The organism is Bradyrhizobium oropedii, from assembly GCF_020889685.1.
Lineage (GTDB): Bacteria > Pseudomonadota > Alphaproteobacteria > Rhizobiales > Xanthobacteraceae > Bradyrhizobium > Bradyrhizobium oropedii.
Window position 1 is genome coordinate 1 of record NZ_JACMYO010000112.1, and the last position, 22,176, is coordinate 22,176.

Genomic DNA, 22,176 nt, shown 5'->3' on the forward strand with positions numbered 1-22,176 from the left:
CTCGAGCAGCGGTTTGCCGGGCAGTCGGGTGGCGGCCATGCGGGCCGGAATCAGCACCAAGGTGCGGGGGTTGGTCATTCGTGTCGGGCCCGTCCGGCCTGCGGAAATTGCCGGGGAGGAGGTTGAATTCGGCGCGTTTATACGGGTTGCCAGAGCGCGGGCAAACCGATATCTCAACCCTGCTTGGGGCGGTGCGATAAGGCCGATTCCCAGGTCTTTCCCCGCGGCCGTATTCCCGGCCTGAAGTCGACATTCAAGGCCCGGAGCCTGACCCAAAATGGACTCCTTCGAACTCAACAAAATCCTCGGTGCGGTTCTCGGCACCTGCATCGTCGTCCTGGTGATGAGCTTTGCCGCCGGATCGGTGTTTTCCGCGAAGCTGCCGGAGAAGCCGGGTTTTGAGATCGCGGTGAAGGAAGCGGCCCGTGAAGGTGCCGGCGGGGCCGCTGCGGCGCCGTCCGAGCCGATCGAGAAGCTGCTGCAGACCGCGTCCGCCGAGAAGGGCGCGGGCGCCGCGAAGAAGTGCCAAGCCTGCCATACGTTCGAAAAGGGCGGCCCCAACCGCGTCGGTCCGAACCTCTACGGCGTCGTCGGCGAGAAGAAGGGCGAGGGCCGTGGCTTCAATTTCTCGGCTGCGATGAAGGGCAAGGGCGGCGACTGGTCGTTTGACGACCTCAACAAGTTCCTGACCAACCCGAAGGCCTTCATCCCCGGCACCGCGATGGGCTTCGCCGGCGTGCCGAAGGACAGCGAACGCGCCGACATCATCGCCTATCTGAATTCGAACTCGGAGCACCCGGCTCCGATCCCGACCGCTTCGAAGTAACGATTTGCTTCGCACAAGCATGCGGATGAAACGGCCAGGCAATGCCTGGCCGTTTTCGCATGGGGAATCCGCTGTCGCGGGGTTGTTATCGGGACGTTTCGCCGCAGCGATATTGTTCCGAGGTCAATATCATGAGGAAAAAGCAACGTAATTTGTCGAACCGTTGCCTTATATTGGGTCCCATGTAACCGGGGCCGCAAGCAGGAAGACCGAATTTGGCGATTACCCGACGACACCTCCTTCAAGGCAGCGCTCTGGCGGCAATCGCTCCGGCGCTCGGATTCAACTCCGGCATTGGCGCGGTCACACCGGCGCTCGCGGATGACGCTACGAATGGACTAAAATGGCGGCACGCCTTGTCGCTTTTCGGCAATGTCAAATACCCGGCCGACTTCAAGCGGTTTGACTATGTCAATCCGGATGCGCCCAAGGGCGGCACCGTCCGCCAGATTGCGATTGGCACCTTCGATAATTTCAACGTCGTGGTTTCGGGCGTGAAAGGCGCGATCGCGGGAGCGGTCGCGCTGGTCTACGAGCCCTTGATGACGCAGTCGCTCGACGAAGTGTCGACCCAATACGGAGCGCTAGCGGAGTCCGCAAGCTATCCCGACGATTTCTCCTACGTCATCTACCGTCTTCGTCCACAAGCCAAATGGCATGACGGTGCACCCGTTACTCCGGACGATGTGATCTTCTCGCTCGAGGCGTTCAAGAAGCATCATCCGATGTTCTCCGCCTATTACAGCCATGTGGTCCGGGCAGAGAAGATGGGTGATCGCGACGTGAAGTTCGTGTTCGACATGCCGGGCAACCGAGAACTTCCGCAGATCGTGGGTGAGCTGACGATCCTGCCCAAGCACTGGTGGGAAGGCACCGATAGCGAAGGCCGTAAGCGCGACGTTTCCGCGACGACGCTCGAGAAGCCGCTTGGGTCGGGAGCCTATCGCATCAAGGAGTTCGTTGCAGGACGGACTGTCACTCTGGAACGCGTCAAGGATCATTGGGCGCGCGACCTCGCGATCAATGTGGGGCGCAACAACTTCGACGAACTGCGCTACGAGTACTTCAGGGATCCGACGGTTGCGATCGAGGCATTCAAGGGCGATCAGATCGATTGGCGTCTGGAGAACAGCGCGAAGGCGTGGGCAACTGCCTATAATTTTCCGGCCGTCACCGACAAGCGTGTGGTGCTGGAAGAGTTTCCGAACCGCAGTTCGGGCACCATGCAGGCCTTTGTCCCGAACCAGCGCCGGGCCAAATTCAGCGATCCGCGTGTTCGCCGCGCTCTGAACTACGCATTCGACTTCGAGGAGGTCAACAAGCTGCTGTTCTTCGGCCAATACAAGCGCATCACCAGCTACTTTGATGGCGCCGAGGAGTTGATGGCGACCGGGCTGCCGCAAAGCAAGGAACTTGCCATCCTTGAATCCATCCGTGACCAGGTGCCGGCCGAAGTATTCACAACGGCCTATACGAATCCGGTGGGCGGCAATCCCGAGGCTGTGCGTGAAAACCTCCGCGATGCAGCGCGCCTGCTCAAGGAGGCCGGCTATGAAGTGCGAGATCGCAAGCTCGTGGATTCCAAAAGCGGAGAGCCGTTCTCGATCGAGTTGCTGAGTGAGGATCCGAATTTCGAACGAATCATGCTGGCCTACAAGCCGCCACTCGAGCGGCTCGGATTTTCGATCTCCGTGCGCACGATTGATCCGATCCAATATGAGAACCGGCTTCGCAATTGGGATTTCGACATCGTCATTGGGTCCTGGGGAGAATCCCTGTCACCCGGGAACGAGCAGCGTGAATACTGGGGATCGAAGGCGGCGGACACCGCCGGATCGCGCAATATTGCCGGCATCAAGAACCCGGTGATCGACAAATTGATCGAGCGGGTGATTTTTGCGACGGATCGCGAAGATCTCGTCGCTGCGACGAAGGCGCTCGACCGCGTATTATTGTGGAACCATTACGTCGTTCCGCAGTGGAATTATCCGAAGCTGCGCACGGCGCGCTGGGATCGCTTCGGTCGTCCGGCAGAATTGCCCAAATACGGCCTTTCGGGGTTCCCGGCGATTTGGTGGTACGACGCCGACAAGGCGGCCAAGCTCAAGCGTTCATAAGATCGAAGGATTCGCGCATGGCGCTATTCTCCCGTCGGCACGCACTTGGTCTCGGCATTGGTGCGTTGAGTGCTGCAGGCTTGCGTACTGCACCGGCGCTGGCCGACAACGGAACCGGGATGCACGGCATGTCGGCGTTCGGCGACCTGAAATACCCGGCGGATTTCCAGATCTTTGACTACGTCAATCCGAAAGCGCCGAAGGGCGGCGCCTTCTCGGTGATTCCGTGGGTACGCGGCTACAACCAGTCCTACTACACCTTCAACTCGTTGAACGCCTATGTCCTGAAGGGAGAAGGCGCGCAGGGCATGGACATGACGTTCGCGACGCTGATGTCGCGCGCAAACGACGAGCCCGACGCGATGTACGGCTTTGCCGCGAAGTCGGTGCAAATCTCGCCGGACAAGCTGACCTACCGCTTTACGATGCGCCCCGAGGCACGCTTCCATGACGGCTCGAAGCTGACCGCGCAGGACGTCGTCTTCTCGCTCGCCACGCTGAAGGAAAAAGGCCACCCGCTGATCCAGGTGCAGCTCCGCGATTTCGTCAAGGCCGAGGCGCCGGACGACGCGACCGTGGTGGTGACCTTTGCGGCCGGGCGCGCGCGCGACGTGCCGCTCTATGTCGCGGGCCTGCCGATCTTCTCCAGGGCCTACTACGCGACGCGGTCGTTCGAAGAATCGACGCTCGATGCGCCGCTCGGCTCTGGGCCGTACAAGGTCGGCCGGTTCGAGGTCAACCGCTACGTCGAATACGACCGCGTCAAGGACTGGTGGGGTGCCGATCTTCCGATCAATCGCGGCAGCTACAATTTCGACACCGTGCGCTATGAATTCTATCGCGACCGCGATGTGGCGTTCGAGGGCTTCACCTCGAAGAGCTACCTGTTCCGCGAAGAGTTCACCGCGCGCGTCTGGGCGACGCGCTACGATTTCCCCGCGGTGAAGGATGGCTGGGTCAAGCGCGAGACGCTGCCGGACGATACGCCGTCCGGTGCGCAAGGCTGGTTCATCAACATGCGCCGCGACAAGTTCAAGGATCCGCGCGTGCGCGAGGCGCTGATCTGCGCCTTCGACTTCGAGTGGACCAACAAGACCATCATGTACGATGCGTATGCGCGCACCGTCTCGCCGTTCCAGAACTCGGACATGGTGGCGGAGGGACCTCCCTCACCGGAGGAGCTTGCGCTGCTCGAGCCGTTCCGCGGCCAGGTGCCCGATGAGGTGTTCGGCCTGCCGTTCGTGCCGCCGATGTCCGACGGCTCCGGTCAGGATCGCACGCTGCTGCGCAAGGCGGTGCAGCTGCTCAACGAGGCCGGCTGTGTCGTCAAGGACGGCAAGCGCGTGCTACCAAACGGCCAGCCCATTACTATCGAATTTCTCAACGACGAGCCTTCGCTGCAACCGCATCATGGGCCTTACATCAAGAATCTCGGCACGCTCGGCATCGATGCGACGTTCCGCCTGGTCGACGCGGTGCAGTACCGCGCCCGGGTGGAAGACTTCGATTTCGACATGACCATGCAGCGCTTCAGCTTCTCGGCGACGCCGGGCGACAGCATGCGGCCGTTCTTCTCCTCGCAGGCCGCGAAGACCAAGGGCTCCTACAATCTCGCAGGTATCGCCAATCCGGCGATCGACGTGTTGATCGAGAAGATCATTGGTGCGAACAGCCGCCATGAGCTGACGATCGCCTGCCGCGCCTTTGACCGCGTGTTCCGCGCCGGCCGCTACTGGGTGCCGCAATGGTACCGCAACACGCATCCGATCGCCTATTGGGATCAGTTCGGTCATACCGAGAAGCTCGCGAAATATACGCAGGGCGTCGGCGCGCCGGAGAACTGGTGGTTCGATGCGGCCAAGGCCGCGAAGCTCGAGCAGGCGAAGTAGCTGATGAGCGCCTATATCGCCCGACGTATCTTCCTGATGCTGCCGACGCTGCTCGGCATTTTGTTCGTGTCCTTCGTGGTCGTGCAGTTTGCGCCCGGCGGGCCGGTCGAGCGCGTCATCGCGCAGATCAACGGCGCCGACACCGGCGGCACCTCACGCGTGTCGGGCGGCGGCGGCGATTTCGGCGCACAGCGCGGCCAGGGCACGGGTGCGGCCGGTGCCGTCAACTCGAAATACCGCGGCGCGCAGGGGCTCGACCCCGATTTCATCAAGAAGCTCGAGGTGCAGTTCGGCTTCGACAAGCCGGCGCCGGAGCGGTTCGCACTGATGGTGTGGAATTTCGCGCGATTCGACTTCGGCAACAGCTATTTCCGCAGCGTCAGCGTGCTGCAACTGATCAAGGAAAAACTGCCGGTCTCGATGTCGCTCGGCATCTGGATGACGTTGCTGACCTATCTGATCTCGATCCCGCTCGGCATCCGCAAGGCGGTGAAGGACGGGTCGCGGTTCGATACCTGGACCTCGGCCGTGATCATCATCGGCTTCGCGATCCCGGGCTTCCTGTTCGCGATCCTCCTGATCGTGCTGTTCGCCGGCGGCTCGTTCCTCAATATCTTTCCGCTGCGCGGCCTCACGTCGGACGGCTGGTCGCAATTCCCCTGGTACTGGAAGATCATCGACTATTTCTGGCATCTGACGCTGCCGCTGGTGTCGATGGCGCTGGGCGCCTTCGCCACCATGACGCTGCTGACCAAGAACTCGTTCCTCGACGAGATCCGCAAGCAATATGTGATGACCGCGCGCGCCAAGGGCTGTAGCGAGCGCCAGGTGCTGTACGGCCACATCTTCCGCAACGCGATGCTGATCGTGATCGCGGGCTTCCCAGGCGCGTTCATCCACGCTTTCTTCTCGGGCTCGCTGCTGATCGAGACGATCTTCTCGCTCGACGGGCTCGGGCTGCTCGGCTTCGAGAGCGTCCTGAACCGTGACTATCCGGTGGTGTTCGGAACGCTGTTCATCTTTTCGCTGGTCGGACTGGTGGTCAATCTGATCTCCGATCTCGCCTATATGTGGATCGATCCACGGATCGACTTCGAGGCGCGGGAGGTCTGATGACGATTCTCGCGCCCCAGCCGGTCGAAACCTCGACGCAATCGCCGCTCGGCGAGGCCGTGCCCGTCACGCGCCACGGCTTCTCGCCGTCGCCGCTGAACAAGCGGCGCTGGCAGAACTTCAAGGCGAACCGTCGCGGCTACTGGTCGTTCTGGATCTTCCTTATCCTGTTCGTGGCGTCGCTGTTCGCCAATTTCATTGCCAACGACAAGCCGCTGGTCGTCAAATATGACGGCCACTTCTACTGGCCGGTGGTGTTCACCTACGCCGAGACCACTTTCGGCGGCGACTTCGAGACCGCGGCCGATTATCGCGATCCCTATCTGCAGAAGCAGATCGCCGCCAAGGGCGGCAGCATGATCTGGCCGCCGATCCGCTATTCCTACGACAGCCGCAACCTCGACCCGCCGACGGCGGTGCCGTCGAAGCCGACCTGGCTGCTGAGCGAAGAGCAGTGTAAGGACGTGGTGAAGCGGAAGGGACTGACCGGCTGCCGCGACCTCGAATACAACTGGCTCGGCACCGACGATCAGGGCCGCGACGTGGTGGCGCGGCTGATCTACGGCTTCCGCATTTCGGTGCTGTTCGGCCTGACGCTGACGATCCTGTCCTCGATCATCGGCATCGCCGCCGGCGGCGTGCAGGGCTATTTCGGCGGCTGGATCGATCTCGGCTTCCAGCGATTCATCGAGATCTGGACCGCGATCCCCTCGCTCTACCTGCTGCTGATCATCTCGGCGGTGCTGCCGCCGGGCTTCTTCATCCTGCTCGGCATCCTCTTGCTGTTCTCGTGGGTCTCGCTAGTCGGCCTGGTCCGCGCCGAGTTCCTGCGCGGCCGCAACTTCGAATACATCCAGGCGGCGCGCGCGCTCGGCGTCTCCAACCGCGTGATCATGTTCCGCCATCTGCTGCCGAACGCGATGGTCGCGACCATGACGTTCCTGCCCTTTATCGTCTCGTCCTCGGTGATGACGCTGACGGCGCTGGATTTCCTCGGCTTCGGCCTGCCGCCCGGCTCACCTTCGCTCGGTGAATTGCTGTCGCAGGGCAAGGCCAATGTGCAGGCGCCGTGGCTCGGTCTCACCGGCTTCTTCTCGGTCGCGATCATGCTGTCGCTCCTGATCTTCATCGGCGAAGCCGCGCGCGACGCCTTCGATCCGCGCAAGACGTTCTCGAAGGGCTGACGCATGGACGCGACCAACCAGCCTCTGCTCGACGTCAGCGACCTCTCCGTCGCCTTCGGCCGCTCGCTTGCGGTCGATCGCGTTTCTTTCTCGATCAAGCGCGGCGAATGCACGGCGCTGGTCGGCGAGTCCGGCTCGGGAAAATCGGTCAGCGCGCTGTCGGTATTGAGGCTGCTGCCCTATCCGGCGGCCTCGCATCCCTCCGGGGCGATCCGTTTCAAGGGCCGCGATCTGCTGGGATCGTCGGAAAGCGAGATGCGCGGGATTCGTGGCAACGACATCTCGATCATCTTCCAGGAGCCAATGACCTCGCTCAATCCGCTGCACACCATTGAATCCCAAATCGGCGAGATACTGTCGCTGCACAGCGGCATTAGCGGTGCGGCGGCGCGGGCGCGCACGCTGGAATTGCTCGGCCAGGTCGGCATCCCCGAGCCGGAAACGCGGCTCAAGAGCTATCCGCATCAGCTATCCGGTGGTCAGCGCCAGCGCGTGATGATCGCGATGGCGCTTGCCAACGAGCCCGATCTGCTGATCGCGGACGAGCCGACCACGGCACTCGACGTCACCGTGCAGGCGCAGATACTGGCATTGCTGGCTGAGATTCGCGCCCGGCTCGGCATGAGTCTGTTGTTCATCACCCACGATCTCGGCATCGTCCGCCGTATCGCCGACACCGTCTGTGTGATGAACAACGGCAAGATCGTCGAACAGGGCCCCGTCGAACAGGTTTTCACCGCGCCGAAGCACACCTATACAAAGGCGCTGCTGGCGGCCGAGCCGAAGCCCGATCCGGCGCCGCCGCAGCCGGGCGCGCCGGTCGTGATGTCGGCGGACAATCTCAAGGTCTGGTTTCCGATCAAGCGCGGGCTGATGCGTTCGACCGTCGGCCACATCAAGGCGGTCGATGGCGTCAGCCTCGCGGTGCGCAAGGGCGAGACGCTCGGCGTCGTCGGCGAATCCGGCTCCGGCAAGACCACGCTTGGGCTCGCGCTGCTCAGGCTGATTTCGTCCGATGGCCCGATCGTGTTTCTCGGCAAGGACATCCAGGGGCTGCGTTTCAAGCAGATGCTGCCGTTCCGCCGCGACATGCAGATCGTGTTCCAGGATCCGTTCGGCTCGCTCAGCCCACGCATGTCGGTCGCCGACATCATCGCCGAGGGGCTTGAGGTGCATCAGAAGCAGCTGTCGCGCGAGGAGCGCGAGGCGCGGGTGATCAAGGCATTGAAGGATGTCGGGCTCGATCCCGACTGGCGCTTCCGCTATCCGCATGAGTTCTCCGGCGGCCAGCGCCAGCGCATCTCGATCGCGCGTGCCGTCGTGCTGGAGCCGAACTTCGTCGTGCTGGACGAGCCGACTAGCGCGCTCGACATGCTGTTGCAGGCCCAGATGGTAGATCTGTTGCGCGACCTGCAACGCAAGCGCGACCTCACCTACCTGTTCATCTCGCACGATCTGCGCGTGGTGGCCTCGCTCGCGAGCCATCTGATCGTGATGAAATCCGGCAAGGTCGAGGAGGAGGGACCGGCCTCCGCGCTGTTCAAGAACCCGAAGAGCGATTACACCCGCGCGCTGTTCGCCGCCGCGTTCCGCATCGAAGCGGCCGGCGAAGGGTCGGTGGCGACGTAGTTCAGTCTCGTCATTCCGGGGCGCGCGAAGCGCGAGCCCGGAATCCATCGGGCCGCATGTTCGGTGGATGAATGGATTCCGGGCTCGGCGCTACGCGCCGCCCCGGAATGACGCAATCATAGCCGCTTGATCGCCAGCACGTCGCTGCCCGCCGCCTTGATCCTCGCGATCGCGGCCTGCGTGTTCTCCGCCACGGTCGCCATGTGATGCGCGTTGGCGTGCACGATCGTCGTCGCGTCGCGCGCGATGGCGACGTGGCCCTTCCAGAAGATCAGGTCGCCGCGTGCGAGATGCTTCGATTCCGCTGTCGTCAATTCGCGGCCGAGCCCGTCCTGCTGCATGTCGCTGTCGCGCGGGCAGCCGGTGCCGGCGGCCGTCAGCGCGATCTGCACCAGGCCGGAGCAATCGATGCCGAGGCTCGACTTGCCGCCCCAGAGATAGGGCGTGCCGACGAATTGCTCGGCGATCCCGACGAAATCCGGCGCCATCGTGTCGAGCGACGCGAGATGCTGGCGCGGCAAATGCCAGCCTTCTCGTGTCACCGCGAAAGCTCCGTCCTCGCGGACGACCGCGAGCTTGGTCCCCATCGCCAGCGCCTCGACCGGCGGCAGCTTGATCGACGGTCCCGGAAACGCCAGCGTGCGCAGCGCCGTCACTTTGTGCGTCGGTGCGGCGCCGGGGCTGGTCAGGGCTGCGTCGGGAATCCAGCCGACATAACCGTCATCGACGAGCTGGCCCCAGGCCCAGCCTTCGCCGTTGCGATCGTAGACCGTGACGCGTTCGCCTTTCAGCGCCTGCGTCATCTGCTCGGCATCGGCCGCCGGTGCCCGCCGCAGCGGCGCAATGGCTTCACCGACCTCGAAGGTTTCGCCTTCGACGAAGCGCGCCGCCTTCACCTTGCCCTCGAGATATTTCGCGGCAAGGTCGGCGCGGGCCGGCGTCAGTCTGGCATCATGCATAGCGCTGACTCAGCAATTTGTAGATCGCGCGTGCCGCCTGGCACTCGCCGCCTTCGGGGCGGCCGGGCTTTGCCGACGGCGTCCAGCCGTAGATGTCGACATGCAGCCAGCTCCGCGCGTGCTCGACGAAGCGCTGCAGGAACAGTGCGCAGGTGATCGAGCCGGCGAAACCGCCCGACGGTGCATTGGTGATGTCGGCGGTCTTGGAGTCGAGCCAGGCATCGTAGGCCGGCCACAGCGGCATCCGCCACAACGGGTCGTTCTCGCTCCTTGCAGACGCAGCAACGTCGGCGGCGAGCGCCTCGTCATCGGTGTAGAACGGCGGCAGATCCGGGCCCAGCGCCACGCGCGCGGCGCCGGTCAGCGTGCCGAGATCGACCAGCAGATCCGGCGTCTCCTCGTCGGCCAGCGCCAGTGCGTCGGCGAGCACCAGCCGGCCCTCGGCGTCGGTGTTGCCGATCTCGACGGTGATGCCCTTGCGCGACTTGAAGATGTCGAGCGGGCGGAACGCATTTCCGGCAACCGCGTTCTCGACCGCCGGGATCAGCACGCGCAGCCGCACCTTCAGCTTCGCGTCCATCACCATCTGCGCCAGCGCCAGCACGTTGGCGGCGCCGCCCATGTCCTTCTTCATGATCAGCATGCCGCTCGACGGCTTGAGGTCGAGCCCGCCGGTATCGAAGCAGACGCCCTTGCCGACCAGCGTCACCTTCGGATGGGCCGGATCGCCCCAGCTCAGATCGATCAGCCGCGGCGCGCGTGTCGATGCCATGCCGACGGCGTGGATCAGCGGGAAGTTCTGCGCGAGCTCGTCGCCCTCGATGCAATTGAAGGCGGCGCCGAACCGCGTTGCGAGCTCGCGCGCGACTTCCGCGAGCTCGGCCGGGCCCATGTCGTTGGAGGGTGTGTTGATGAGGTCGCGCGCCAGCGCCGCCGCATCCGCAATTCGCGCGATCTCGGCGGCGTCGACGCCGTCGGGCGGCACCAGACGGACCTCGGGGGCCTTGTTCTTGCGATAGCGGCCGAAGCGATAGCAGCCCAGCGCGAACGCGAGCGCAGCGAGCCTCGGGTCATGCGGCGCATTGGCAAAGCGATAGACACCCGGCGGCAACAGGCCGGGCAGGGCGCCGGGCCGGAATGGATCGCGTGCCTTGTGGTCTGCGTCCTCGAGGCCGAACAGCACCTGCGCGATGCCACCGTCGGCCGCCGGCAAAGCGAGGGTCTTGCCGGGCTTGGCCTCGAAGCCGCTGGCCTCTGCGAACTGGCGCGCCGGTGCCGGCAGTTCGCTGCGGATCGCATCCCATGTCGCCCTGGTGACAAAGGTGATCGGTGTGACGGCGGTCGTTGGTGCGGTCTCGAACACGGATGGCATGCGGCTCTCGGCTGTTCTGGCGTCGTCGGTGGCTACTACACGGCTTTCGCCGTGGATGGTAGCGCGGCAGCGGTTCACGCGACGTGCAGGATTGGAACCGGCGAACCGGTTGCCGGTGTCGCCAGTTAACCAGACGTTAGGGTTAACAGTCTATTGCTGGCACGCTCGGCTGAAGCCATTCGCTCGATATCGTGAGTCACAGTGCCATGCGTCGACAGTCCAATTTGACCCGGCATCTCGCTTCCGCAGCCCTTGTGGCCGTCCTCGCCGCAGGGCTTGGCGGGTGCCAGACCATGTCCGACGTGACGGGATCGATCGCATCCCGCCCGGACCCCACGCCCGACGATCCGCGCCGCGCCGCCGAGGTCTATGGCGAGCGCTACCGCAAGAATCCCAAGGATGCCGAGGCCGCGATCGCTTACGGCCAGGCCCTGCGCATGACCGGACAGCGCTCGCAGGCCTGCGCCATGCTGGAGCAGGCCACGATCACCAATCCCGGCAACAAGGCGCTGCTCGCCGCCTATGGCCGCGCGCTGGCCGACAACGGCAACTCGCAGGCCGCATTCGACGTGCTGAGCCGCGCCCACAGCCCGGACAATCCGGACTGGCGGATCTTGTCGGTGCAGGGAACCACGCTCGACAAGTTGAACCGGCACGACGAAGCGCGGCGCTATTACGCCAGCGCGTTGCGGCTGGCGCCGGACGAGCCGTCGGTGCTGTCCAATCTCGGCCTGTCCTACATGCTGACCAAGGAATTGCCGAAGGCGGAAGAGACGCTGCGCCAGGCCTATGCCAGCGCCCGCGCCGACACCCGGATCCGGCAGAACCTTGCGCTCGTCGTCGGCCTGCAGGGCCGCTTCGCGGAGGCCGAAACGATCGTCAAGGCCGACCTGCCGGCGGATGAGGCGGCGGCCAATGTCGCCTATCTCCGCGACATGCTGAATCGCAAGGACGGTCCGCGGACCGCGTCGCGCGCCGCACCGGTCGTCGCCAAGGACGACTAGAGCATGATCCGGAAAAGTGCGCGGCGGTTTTCCGAAAAGATCATGCTGAAACAAGAATCTAAAGCGCGATGACGATTCAACCCGATCTCATCGCGCTTTAGCGTTCCCGTTGTCTCCGACGGCGAAGCTCTCAGCCTCGCGAACCATCGACCTCACGCCACAAAAAGAAACGCCCGGCATGCCGGGCGTTGTCGTATGCGTGGCGGCGCAACTCAATGCATCGTGGCGATCTTGATGTAGGACGGCCCGAGGATCACGATGAACAGGCAGGGCAGGAAGAACACGATCATAGGCACGGTCAACTTGGGCGGCAGCGCCGCTGCCTTCTTCTCGGCCTCGTTCATGCGCATGTCGCGATTTTCCTGCGCCATCACGCGCAGGCTCTGGCCGAGCGGCGTGCCGTAGCGTTCGGATTGCTGCAAGGCCATGCACACCGATCTCACGCCTTCGAGCCCGGTGCGCCGCGCCAGGTTCTCGTAGGCGGACTTGCGGTCCTGCAGGTAGGACAGTTCCGCGGTCGTCAGTGCGAACTCCTCCGACAGCGCGATCGACTGTCCGGCGATCTCGTTGGCCACCTTGCGGAACGCGACCTCGACCGACATGCCCGACTCGATGCAGATCAACAGCAGATCGAGCGAATCAGGAAAGGCGCGCTTGATCTGGAGCTGGCGCTTGGAGATCGCATTCTTCAGGAACAGCATCGGCGCCTGAAGGCCGGCATAGGCCGCGCCGACGCAAATGCCGATCTTGAGCGTGAGCGACCAGTTCGCGCCGGCGATGAAGAACGTGTAGATGATGGCGCCGAGCAGCAGCACGATCGGCGTCACCGCGCGGGCGAACAGGAAGGTGACGTAGGGGGCGTGGCCGCGATAGCCCGCCATCACGAGCTTCTCGAGCGCCGTTTCCTGGGCCAGCCATTTCGTGAGGTTGAGATCGTCCACCACCCTGGAGACGACCTGCTTCGGCGTCTGCCGCAGCGCCACCTTCTCCGTTTTGGAGAGGCGCTCGCGTTCGCGCTGCCGGAGGCGTTCGCGCTCGCTGGCGACGGCCTTCATGCGCTTGTTGAGGTCGCCGCCGGCGAGCAGCGGCATCACCAGCGTGTAGACCGTGGCGCTTGCCGCGAAGAAGGCAAGCAGCATCGTCATGAACCTGACGTCGTGGAGCTTGGCGACCAGAATATCAATCATGCTGCACCGTCAGAAATCGAAGTTGATCATCTTCTTCATCACCAGCACGCCCATCGTCATCCAGACGAGGCAGGCGACCAGCATGAGTTGCCCCATCGAGTTGGTCCACAGCAGGGCGATGTAGTCCGGCGTCGTGAGGAACACGAGGATCATCACGATCGGCGGCAGCGAGCCGATGATGGCGGCGGAGGCCTTCGCTTCCATCGACATCGCCTGGATCTTCTCGGCCATCTTCTTGCGGTCGCGCAGCACGCGCGACAGGTTGCCGAGTGCTTCCGACAAATTGCCGCCGGACTTCTGCTGGATCGCGATCACGATGCCGAAGAAGTTCGCCTCCGGCAGCGGCATGCGTTCGTAGAGTCGGGAACAGGCCTCGCCGAGCGGCATGCCGATCGCCTGGGTCTCGATGATCGCGAGAAACTCGCTGCGCAAGGGCTCCGGCGCGTCGTTGACGACCGCCTTGAGCGATTCGAACAGCGGCAGGCCGGCCTTGATGCCGCGTACGATGACGTCGACCGCATCGGGCAGCGCCTTCAGGAAAGCCTTTTCCCGTCGCTTCTTCAGGAAGCCGAGCAGCCAGCGCGGTGCGCCGAGACCCATGGCAAAGCCGATGCCGGCCGCGCCGAGCAACCCGCCGCCGACCACGAATGCCGCGGCGAACCCGAACAGGCCGAGGGCGCCGGAGATCATCCAGAATTTCTGCTCCGACCACTCCAGTCCGGCCTGCGAGATGCGCATGCCGAGCGGGACTTTCTTGTCCTTCTGCCGCCGCGCCTCGAGCTCCTTCAACGATCCTTCGACCTGCTCGCGGCGGGAGCGTTGCGTGCGGTCGGCGGTTCGCGTCGTCGTGGGTTCGCTGCGCGCCACCGACGCGCGGCGGGACTCGGCCTTCTTCTCCCCTGAGAGGTAGGGGTACAGGAAGACCCAGGCGATGCCGCCCACGGTCGTGGCGGCGAGGAAGGCCAGGGCAAGGGTTTGCGTCTGCATCCTGCGTTCCCTTAGGCCGGCGCCGGTGAGTCGGAGGCGTCCAGCGCCGCCGCAAGCCGCTTCTCTTCATTGTAGTAGCGGGCACGCTCCCAGAAGCGCGGCCGGCCGATGCCGGTCGAGCGGTGCTTGCCGATGATCTTGCCGTTGGCGTCTTCCCCGACCACGTCGTACAGGAAGATGTCCTGGGTGATGATGGTGTCGCCTTCCATGCCCATCACCTCGGTGATGTGCGTGATGCGGCGCGAGCCGTCGCGCAGGCGCGCGGCCTGCACGATGATGTCGACCGAGGCGCAGATCATCTCGCGAATCGTGCGTGAAGGAAGCGAAAAGCCGCCCATGGTGATCATGGATTCGCAGCGCGACAGCGCCTCGCGCGGGTTGTTGGCGTGCAGCGTGCCCATCGAGCCATCGTGGCCGGTGTTCATCGCCTGCAACAGGTCGAACGCCTCGGGGCCGCGGACTTCGCCGACGATGATCCGCTCAGGGCGCATACGCAGGCAGTTGCGGACCAGTTCGCGCATCGTGACCTGGCCCTCGCCTTCGATGTTCGGCGGCCGGGTTTCCAGCCGCACCACATGCGGCTGCTGCAGCTGAAGTTCGGCGGCGTCTTCGCAGGTGATGACGCGTTCGTCGTGCTCGATATAGTTGGTCAGGCAGTTCAGCAGGGTGGTCTTGCCCGAACCGGTACCGCCCGAGATGATCACATTGCAGCGGACCCGGCCGATGATCTGCAGGATGGTCGCCCCTTCCGGCGTGATCGCGCCGAACTTGACGAGTTGCTCCAGCGTCAGCTTGTCCTTCTTGAATTTGCGGATGGTGAGTGCGGGCCCGTCGATCGCCAGCGGTGGCACGATGGCGTTGACGCGCGAGCCGTCGGCGAGGCGGGCGTCGCAGATCGGCGAGGATTCGTCGACGCGCCGGCCGACCTGGCTGACGATGCGCTGGCAGATGTTGAGCAGCTGCTGGTTGTCGCGAAAGCGGATGCCGGTGCGCTGGATCTTGCCGGCGACTTCGATGAACACCGTGCCGGCGCCGTTGACCATGATGTCGGCGATGTCGTCGCGCGACAGCAGGGGCTCCAGCGGGCCGTAACCGAGCACGTCGTTGCAGATGTCGTCGAGCAGCTCTTCCTGCTCGGCGATCGACATCACGATGTTCTTGATCGCGATGATCTCGTTGACGATGTCGCGGATTTCCTCGCGCGCCGACTCGCTGTCCAGCTTGGCAAGTTGGGCAAGGTCGATCGCCTCGATCAGGGCGCCGAAGATCGTTGCCTTGACCTGGTAGTAATTGTCCGAGCGGCGGGCTTCGACGGTGGGCGGCGGCGGTGGTTTTGGAGGCGCCAGCGGCGGCGACGAGATCGTCGGTGCGCCGGGCTCGCGCGTCATCGCCGACGGGCCGGCAGGCTCCGGCGTCTGAAAAGCGGGCTTGGATGCCCGCACGTCCCCATCGCTTCCGCTACGCTTACCAAACACGACGTCTTGACTCCACGCGGACCACTATTTGGACCGCAGCTTTTCGAGCAGGGGCGACAGGAAGGACCCCCTCGGCTTCTTGGTTTCGCCGCGGCCTGTCAGCCGCTGCGCCATCTGCAGGAACATCTCGACCGCGCGATGGTTTGCGGAGATTTCCGCGATCATCTGGCCGTTGTTGGCGGCCGAACCGAAGATCTGCGGATCGAACGGAATGGCGGCGATCGGCTGGCTTTCGATCGCCTTGGCGAATTCGGCGGCCGCGATCTCCGGACGTTTCGGCACGCCGACCTGGTTCAGGCAGTACAAAGGCGCGCGGTCGTTGGGCCGCGACGCCTTCAGGAGATCGAACATGTTCTTGGCGTTGCGCAGATTGGCGAGGTCGGGCGCCGCCACGATCAGGATGTCGTCGGCCGCGATCAACGCGCGCTTGGTCCAGCCCGACCATTGATGCGGCACATCGAGCACGATGCAGGGCATCGTGGTGCGCAGCGTATCGAAGATCGCATCGAACGCTTCGGCGCCGAAATCGTAGACCTTGTCGAGCGTAGCCGGCGCCGCCAGCAGGCTCAGATGGTCGGTGCATTTCGACAGCAGGCGGTCGACGAAGGCGGTATCGACGCGGTCCGGCGAGAACACGGCGTCTGCGATGCCTTGCGCCGGATCCTGGTTGTAGTTGAGGCCCGCGGTGCCGAATGCGAGGTCGAGGTCGGCGACCACGGAATCAAGCGCCAGATCGCGGGCGATCGCCCAGGCGACATTGTGGGCGATCGTCGAGGCACCGACGCCGCCCTTTGCGCCGACGACGGCGACGACGCGGCCGACCGCCTTGGCTTCCGGCGCCGAGAACAGGTTGCAGACCGCGCGCACCACGTCGATCGCGTGGGCCGGCGCAATCACGTAGTCGCTGACGCCGCGGCGCACCAGCTCGCGATACAGCGTGACGTCGTTGATCCGGCCGATCACGACCACGCGGGTGCCGGCATCGCACACGGTGGCAAGTTGATCGAGGCCGGCCAGGATGTCACCGCGGCCCTCGGTCTCGAGGATGATGACGTTGGGCGTCGGCGCCGAGCGATAGGCCTCGATGGCGGCCGCCATGCCGCCCATCTGGATCTTGAGGTGCGCCTTGGCCAACCGGCGATCCTCGCCGGCCGACTGCACGGCGGCGGCGGTCTCGACGGTTTCGCAGAACGCCTGGACCGAGACCCGCGGCGCCGGAGCAATATGGTCGTCCACGGCCTGCGGCGGGGCGTCCGTCTGCTCTTCGGAGTTTTGCTGCGCGTAGGTGATCATTTTCCTGTGTCGCTTAGCTTGGCCCTGTCGGCCTCGGGATAGGCCGTGGCGGTGGTGGTGCCCTTGCGATACTTGTCGAAGGCGATGTTACGGCGCGACGTGTAGGCAGGGGTCTCCGCACGCGGCTGCACGAGGTCGGTGGGGTCTTCAACCATGGCTGCAAGGTTGCGCTGATTGGCGCAGCCGAAATTGTAGTACTGCTTGTTCTCGATGTAGGACCCGTTGTGGATCGACGGGCCGAGATCTTCCGGCCAGAGGCCGCATGGCCCAGCGACCGCCTTCATCTTTGGATAGTTCACGCGGATCGCGGGCATCTGGCGCGGATCCTCGGGATGATATTTGCGAACCAGGATGCCGCGTGGCGGCACGCCGGCGGCGGCAAAAGTGGCCTGGATCTCACGCAACGATTCCTGGGCGGGCCGGGCGTTCGGCGTGTCGGCGGGAACGTCGATGGTGACGGCGCCGGTCCCCTCGCGCATCCAGTCCTGCGCCATTCCCATCACCTCGGCGCGCTGCTCCGCAGTCAGGCCGCCGCGGCTGCGGCCGACGAAGACCACGATCGAGCGATCCGCCTCGGTGACCGAGATCGGGTGGCGCTGGCGATAGTCGGCCGGCGCGCCAACCATCGCGAAACTGTTGTCGGCGGCGTGCTGGCAGGCGCCCAGCGTCATGGCAAGGCCGATGAGCGCTCCGGCGAGACCGATGCTGCGCTTGTGGTCGGCGGATGTTCTGGATGTGGTCTGTGTCATCGTCCGCCTCAGTCGGTAATAAAGCCGTAAGTGCCGCGGTAATTCCGCGCCGGCTCGGTGCGGCCGGGCACGCCGTAGACGCGATTGATGCTGCCCAGCAGGTCGGCCTGCGGATCGGACGCGTTGGCGAAGCCGTCATCCGGACGCGACAGGTCCTTCTGCGCTACGGCGCGAACGATATAGGGCGTCACCAGCACCATCATTTCGGTCTGGTTGTTGACGAAGTCGCGGCTGCGGAACAGCGTGCCGAGCACCGGCAGCGATCCCAGCCCGGGAAGGCCGTTGATCGCCTGCTTGGTCTGGTCCTGGATCAGGCCGGCCATCGCCATCGAGCCGCCCGAGGGAATTTCCAGCGTGGTCTCGGCGCGGCGGGTCTTGATCGAGGGGATCGTCGTTCCACCGGCGCCGCCCGTCAGCGAGTTCTCGGTCGAGACTTCCGACACTTCCGTCATCACGCGCAGGCTGATCCGGCCCTCGGTCAACACCACCGGCGTGAAGTTGAGCGAAATACCGAATTTCTTGAAGCTGACGGTCTGGACGCACTGCCCGATCGCGCCTCCCGTCGTGGTCTGACAGGTCACGCCGGTCGGAATCGGAAACTCGCCGCCGGAGATGAAGGTCGCCGATTCGCCTGATATCGCGGTCAGATTCGGTTCGGCGAGCGTCCGTACGACACCGGCGCTTTCCATGGCGCGGATCGTCGCCGAGACCGACGGCGCCGCGCCGAACGAGGTGGTGATGGCGTTGGTGGGCACCAGTGCCGCGCTGTTCGCCGTGAACGGATTGGTGTTGGCGAATTTCACCACAGCCGTTCCGTAATTGAGGTTTGCCGTGAGGTCGATGCCGAGCTGCTTGATCAGGCTGCGCGAGACTTCGGCAACCGTGACCTTCAGCATCACCTGATCGCGGCCGCGAACCGTGATGGAGTTCACGACCTTTTCGGCGCTGCCGACCAGCCGCGCGGCGATCTCGCCGGCCTGCTGCGCCTCGATCGGGCTCGCCGCGCTCCCGGTCAGCATGACGCCGTCGGCGACGCCCTCGATCTGGATATCGGCATTCGGCAGCGACGCACGCAACGCGGCACGCACGCCGTTGAGATCGCGCTTGACCGCAATGTCATAGGCCGCAATCTGCTGTCCGGCGGCGTCGAAGAACACGATGTTGGTCTGGCCGACCGTCGCGCCGATGATGTAGGCGCGTTGCGCCGAGCGGACCACGGCGTTGGCGATCTTGGGATCGGCGACCAGCACGTCCTTGATGTCCCTCGGCAGGTCGATCACGATCGATTTGCCGACGCCGAGTGCGAGGAAACGGGCATTCATCTGGCCTTCGGCCGAGGCAGGGGCGGGCGCGGCGCGGTAGTCGCTCGCCACCACCGGCGTCAGCGCCGGGTTGAGCGTGAGCGCGGCGACGGCCGAGAACGACAATGCGCGGACCATGAAGGCCCGCATTGTCCGTTGAGTTGCCCCGCCCTTCATCACGTGTGTCCTCATGTCACTTCTGCATCGTCGCCTGGTTGGCAACGCCAAAGCGGATGACGTTGATCGTCTCACCGCGCCTACGGGTGTCGTCGGTCCTGGTCTCGGGCGCGTTGTTGTCGGCGATGCTGCGCAGCGCCAGCGACAGGACGCCGCTCTGGCGCGCGCGCGCCAGCGTCTCGGTCTGTTCGGGCTTCAGCTCCAGCGTCACCGTCTTGCCGATCAACGCGTTGGTGCCGTCCTTTTCCTTCGGCGCCTGGTCGATCGCGAGCACGCGAACATTGGTCAGGATGACTTCGGAGTTGACGATGTCGGCGCCGTTGCGGTCCGGATTCTTGTCCCGCTTCGACAGTAGGACATCGACCCGGTCATTCGGCAGGATGAAGCCGCCGGCGCCGGTCTCGGGTGAGATTTCGGTCGATACCGCCCGCATGCCGGTCGGCAGGATCGCAGCCATGAAGCCGCTGCCGTCGGCCCTGACAAGCTTCTGCTCGCGAATCGGCTCGCCCTGGATGAACGGGGCGCGCGCGATCGAGCCGGTGACGTCCTTGATGGCGTCGGCGCGGCTGTCCTTGCGCATGAAGGTGGCGCTGGCGGTTGCCGCCGGCCAGGTCTGCCACTGCACGTCCTCGGGCTTCACGGCCTGGCCGAGGCCGATGTCGGAGCGCGCGACCAGGATGTCGACTGTGGGGAGCTGTGCGACCGGCGGAGGAGGCGCCGGCTTGTCGTCGCTTCCGCTTGCCAAATAGAGCGCCGCAATGCCGGCGCAGCCTGCGATAGCCAGGACCAGAATGCGGGCCTTATCCATTACGCTTCACTTTCCACATGACGCCGCGACGCTGCCGCCGCCGTGATGGGAGTTGACCAGCTATTCGTCAAAGCATGGTTAATGAGGCGTATCTAAATCGCCTTAACGAGCGGTTACTGCCGCTTTCTCAGCGCAAGGCGAAGTGCGCGAGATCGATCGTCTTGATCCAGTCCGTCTCGGGATAGATCAGAAGGGCGCCGAGGGCGAGTGCGATGCCGTACGGAATGCCGGTCTGCTTGTCGTGCAGGCGGCTGAGCCAGGCCTGGGACGCGAGCGGATAGGGCAGCGGCCACTGCCGGAGCTGCAACAGCAGCACGGTCAGCGCACCGCCGAACAGCGACGCAAAGACCAGATAGGGAAGCAGATGCTCGAAGCCGAACCAAAGGCCGGCCGCGGCTGCGACCTTGGCGTCCCCGCCACCGACCCAGCCCATCGCAAACATGCCGAACGCCACAACCAGAACCAGCGCGCCCGCGCCGGCATGGGTCAGGATCTCGTGGACCCCCATCCCGGTCAGCGGCGCCAGGACGAAGAAGCCGGCCACCAGCGCCAGCGAGATCCGGTTCGGGATCGTCATGGTCAACAGGTCGCTCGCCGCCGCAAAGGCCATCAGGGCCGGAAACAGCATCAAGCGTGCGATGTCGAGGATCATGGATTCATGCCGTCAAGCTGGAGCTGCGGTCGAGACCCGACGCTAGCGGCCAATGGTGAACAATCGGGAAAGGGCCCGCGCATCTTGCAATGGAGCCGCCAATCGCCCCCCCCCGACAAATAGCAAAGGTCCCGGGGTTGCCGGGACCTTTGATGCGAATTCGGAAGCGGCTTACTTCAGCGAACCGGCGATCGTGCTGAAGGTGCCCGACAGCTTGGTGCCGACGCCGTTGACTGCAGCGATGATCGCGATCGCAATGCCGGTCGCAATCAGACCGTATTCGATGGCGGTCGCGCCCGATTCGTCCTTCACGAAGCGCGAAACGAGGTTCTTCATAAATAGCTCCTGTGTACACGTGGCTGGTCGAACTAGATTTGGTCTCGCCGGCGTTCTCAGCACCGTGACCATGTGCGGCACCCTACGGTTGGACGATTTCGGTGCAGTTAATTTGATCGCATAAACTCTGGGGGAACCCGCTGTTGTTGCGCACAGTAAATTTGGCATTAAGCGGCTCGCTGAAATTGCAGATTGTTGCCGGGATCCGATGCCAGCACCTGTTCACGGCTCCTTAAGCGCACATCTATACCCATGGGGCTTCCGTTACATGAGGCTGCCATGTCTAGCTTTCCGATCGAAGTCATCGAGATGATCGGCCAGACGATGATGAAGGTGGTGCCGATCACGATCGCGCTGGCGCTGTTCTTTACGGTGCTGACCCATTTCTGGGCCTGCAATCCCGGCGGGCCGTGGTGGCGGAAGCGAGAGCTCGTCACGGACATCTGTTACTGGTTCTTCGTGCCGGTGTTCGCCCGCGTGCTGCGCATCGGGCTCCTGGTGGTGGGCGCCGCCGCGGTGTTCAACGTTCACGGTGCCGACGACCTGATCGCGTTCTACGAGAACGGACACGGTCCTCTGGCGCAGCTTCCGCTCTGGTTGCAATCGATCATCTTCCTGGTCGGCTCCGACTTCATGCTGTATTGGCTGCACCGGATGTTTCACGGCGGCGGCTTCTGGAAGTACCACGCCATTCATCACTCCTCCGAGGATCTCGAATGGATCTCGGCGGCGCGCTTTCATCCCGTCAATCTGCTGGTCGGTACGATCACCGTCGATGTGATCCTGCTGATGGCGGGCATCTCGCCGAACATCATGCTGTGGGTCGGGCCGTTCACCACATTCCACTCGGCATTCGTGCACGCCAACCTGAACTGGACGCTCGGTCCGTTCAAATACGTGATCGCGACGCCGGTGTTTCACCGCTGGCATCACACCGGGCTCGAGGACGGCGGCGACACCAATTTCGCGGGCACCTTTCCGCTCTGGGATATCCTGTTCGGGACGTTCCGCATGCCGGAAGGCAAGCTTCCGGAAGACTACGGCGTCGACGCCGAACAGGGCGTGCCGACCGAGATCGGCGGACAGTTGGCTTATCCGTTCCGGCAATGACCGGCTCG

The 22,176-nt window shown here is 64.2% G+C and carries 19 protein-coding genes and 1 pseudogene; 8 read left to right on the forward strand and 12 right to left on the reverse strand.

The genetic code is table 11. From position 1 onward, the window contains the following. Window positions 1-78 (reverse strand): annotated as a pseudogene (locus tag H8A95_RS27150) (3-deoxy-manno-octulosonate cytidylyltransferase); the annotation flags it as partial. Between the two features lie 199 nt (window positions 79-277). Between H8A95_RS27150 and H8A95_RS27155 the strand changes: the two are divergent. The 6 genes from H8A95_RS27155 to H8A95_RS27180 all read left to right on the forward strand — a co-directional run bounded on the left by H8A95_RS27155 (window position 278) and on the right by H8A95_RS27180 (window position 8,758). Beyond that, window positions 278-826 (forward strand): c-type cytochrome, encoded by a 549-nt coding sequence (locus H8A95_RS27155; RefSeq protein WP_229185994.1) that lies wholly within the window; start codon window positions 278-280, stop codon window positions 824-826. 215 nt (window positions 827-1,041) lie between these two features. Beyond that, a complete protein-coding gene (locus H8A95_RS27160; RefSeq protein ID WP_229185995.1) occupies window positions 1,042-2,943 on the forward strand; it encodes an extracellular solute-binding protein in 1,902 nt (633 codons plus the stop codon). A 17-nt stretch (window positions 2,944-2,960) separates the two neighbouring features. After that, window positions 2,961-4,832: an extracellular solute-binding protein gene (locus H8A95_RS27165; RefSeq protein WP_229185996.1), complete on the forward strand. Its 1,872-nt coding sequence runs from the start codon at window positions 2,961-2,963 to the stop codon at window positions 4,830-4,832. A 3-nt stretch (window positions 4,833-4,835) separates the two neighbouring features. After that, a complete protein-coding gene (locus H8A95_RS27170; RefSeq protein ID WP_229185997.1) occupies window positions 4,836-5,945 on the forward strand; it encodes a microcin C ABC transporter permease YejB in 1,110 nt (369 codons plus the stop codon). Continuing rightward, the gene (locus tag H8A95_RS27175; protein ID WP_229185998.1) at window positions 5,945-7,129 is read left to right on the forward strand and encodes an ABC transporter permease; all 1,185 of its coding nucleotides are present in this window, start codon (window positions 5,945-5,947) and stop codon (window positions 7,127-7,129) included. Before H8A95_RS27170 ends, H8A95_RS27175 begins: the two co-directional genes overlap by 1 nt. Window positions 7,130-7,132: 3 nt before the next feature. Then, a complete protein-coding gene (locus tag H8A95_RS27180) occupies window positions 7,133-8,758 on the forward strand; it encodes an ABC transporter ATP-binding protein (protein ID WP_229185999.1) in 1,626 nt (541 codons plus the stop codon). A 116-nt stretch (window positions 8,759-8,874) separates the two neighbouring features. Here the strand turns inward: H8A95_RS27180 and H8A95_RS27185 are convergent, their stop codons facing one another. Together H8A95_RS27185 and H8A95_RS27190 are read right to left on the reverse strand one after the other, a co-directional pair. Next, the gene (locus H8A95_RS27185; protein WP_229186000.1) at window positions 8,875-9,717 is read right to left on the reverse strand and encodes a C40 family peptidase; all 843 of its coding nucleotides are present in this window, start codon (window positions 9,715-9,717) and stop codon (window positions 8,875-8,877) included. Beyond that, a complete protein-coding gene (locus H8A95_RS27190) occupies window positions 9,710-11,089 on the reverse strand; it encodes a leucyl aminopeptidase family protein (RefSeq protein ID WP_229186001.1) in 1,380 nt (459 codons plus the stop codon). The genes H8A95_RS27185 and H8A95_RS27190 overlap by 8 nt, the downstream gene beginning before the upstream one ends. A gap of 206 nt (window positions 11,090-11,295) precedes the next feature. Between H8A95_RS27190 and H8A95_RS27195 the strand changes: the two genes are divergently transcribed. Beyond that, window positions 11,296-12,093 (forward strand): tetratricopeptide repeat protein, encoded by a 798-nt coding sequence (locus H8A95_RS27195; protein WP_229186002.1) that lies wholly within the window; start codon window positions 11,296-11,298, stop codon window positions 12,091-12,093. Window positions 12,094-12,305: 212 nt separating this feature from the next. On the opposite strand, the gene H8A95_RS27200 is transcribed toward H8A95_RS27195, so the two are convergent. The 9 genes from H8A95_RS27200 to H8A95_RS27240 all read right to left on the reverse strand — a co-directional run bounded on the left by H8A95_RS27200 (window position 12,306) and on the right by H8A95_RS27240 (window position 21,058). Further along, window positions 12,306-13,280 carry a type II secretion system F family protein gene (locus H8A95_RS27200; protein WP_229186003.1) on the reverse strand — a complete coding sequence of 325 codons (975 nt, stop codon included), beginning with the start codon at window positions 13,278-13,280 and terminating at the stop codon, window positions 12,306-12,308. 9 nt (window positions 13,281-13,289) lie between these two features. Continuing rightward, the gene (locus H8A95_RS27205) at window positions 13,290-14,267 is read right to left on the reverse strand and encodes a type II secretion system F family protein (RefSeq protein ID WP_229186004.1); all 978 of its coding nucleotides are present in this window, start codon (window positions 14,265-14,267) and stop codon (window positions 13,290-13,292) included. 11 nt (window positions 14,268-14,278) lie between these two features. Then, window positions 14,279-15,742 carry a TadA family conjugal transfer-associated ATPase gene (locus H8A95_RS27210; RefSeq protein WP_229186005.1) on the reverse strand — a complete coding sequence of 488 codons (1,464 nt, stop codon included), beginning with the start codon at window positions 15,740-15,742 and terminating at the stop codon, window positions 14,279-14,281. 24 nt (window positions 15,743-15,766) lie between these two features. Beyond that, window positions 15,767-17,035, reverse strand: coding sequence for a CpaE/TadZ family protein (locus H8A95_RS27215; RefSeq protein ID WP_229186006.1), 1,269 nt, complete (start codon window positions 17,033-17,035; stop codon window positions 15,767-15,769). Then, window positions 17,032-17,784, reverse strand: coding sequence for a CpaD family pilus assembly protein (locus H8A95_RS27220; RefSeq protein WP_229186007.1), 753 nt, complete (start codon window positions 17,782-17,784; stop codon window positions 17,032-17,034). Before H8A95_RS27220 ends, H8A95_RS27215 begins: the two co-directional genes overlap by 4 nt. Before the next feature lie 8 nt (window positions 17,785-17,792). After that, complete coding sequence (locus tag H8A95_RS27225; RefSeq protein WP_229186008.1) at window positions 17,793-19,277, reverse strand: type II and III secretion system protein family protein; 1,485 nt, start codon at window positions 19,275-19,277, stop codon at window positions 17,793-17,795. Between the two features lies 1 nt (window position 19,278). Further along, window positions 19,279-20,070, reverse strand: a complete 792-nt coding sequence (cpaB, locus tag H8A95_RS27230) for a Flp pilus assembly protein CpaB (protein WP_229186009.1) — start codon at window positions 20,068-20,070, stop codon at window positions 19,279-19,281. 127 nt (window positions 20,071-20,197) lie between these two features. Continuing rightward, a complete protein-coding gene (locus tag H8A95_RS27235) occupies window positions 20,198-20,722 on the reverse strand; it encodes an A24 family peptidase (protein ID WP_229186010.1) in 525 nt (174 codons plus the stop codon). A 171-nt stretch (window positions 20,723-20,893) separates the two neighbouring features. Beyond that, entirely contained in the window at window positions 20,894-21,058 is a 165-nt protein-coding gene (locus H8A95_RS27240; RefSeq protein WP_050422174.1) for a Flp family type IVb pilin, read from the reverse strand. Window positions 21,059-21,337: 279 nt separating this feature from the next. Between H8A95_RS27240 and H8A95_RS27245 the strand changes: the two genes are divergently transcribed. Continuing rightward, complete coding sequence (locus H8A95_RS27245) at window positions 21,338-22,168, forward strand: sterol desaturase family protein (protein WP_229186011.1); 831 nt, start codon at window positions 21,338-21,340, stop codon at window positions 22,166-22,168. The last annotated feature ends 8 nt before the right edge of the window (window positions 22,169-22,176 follow it).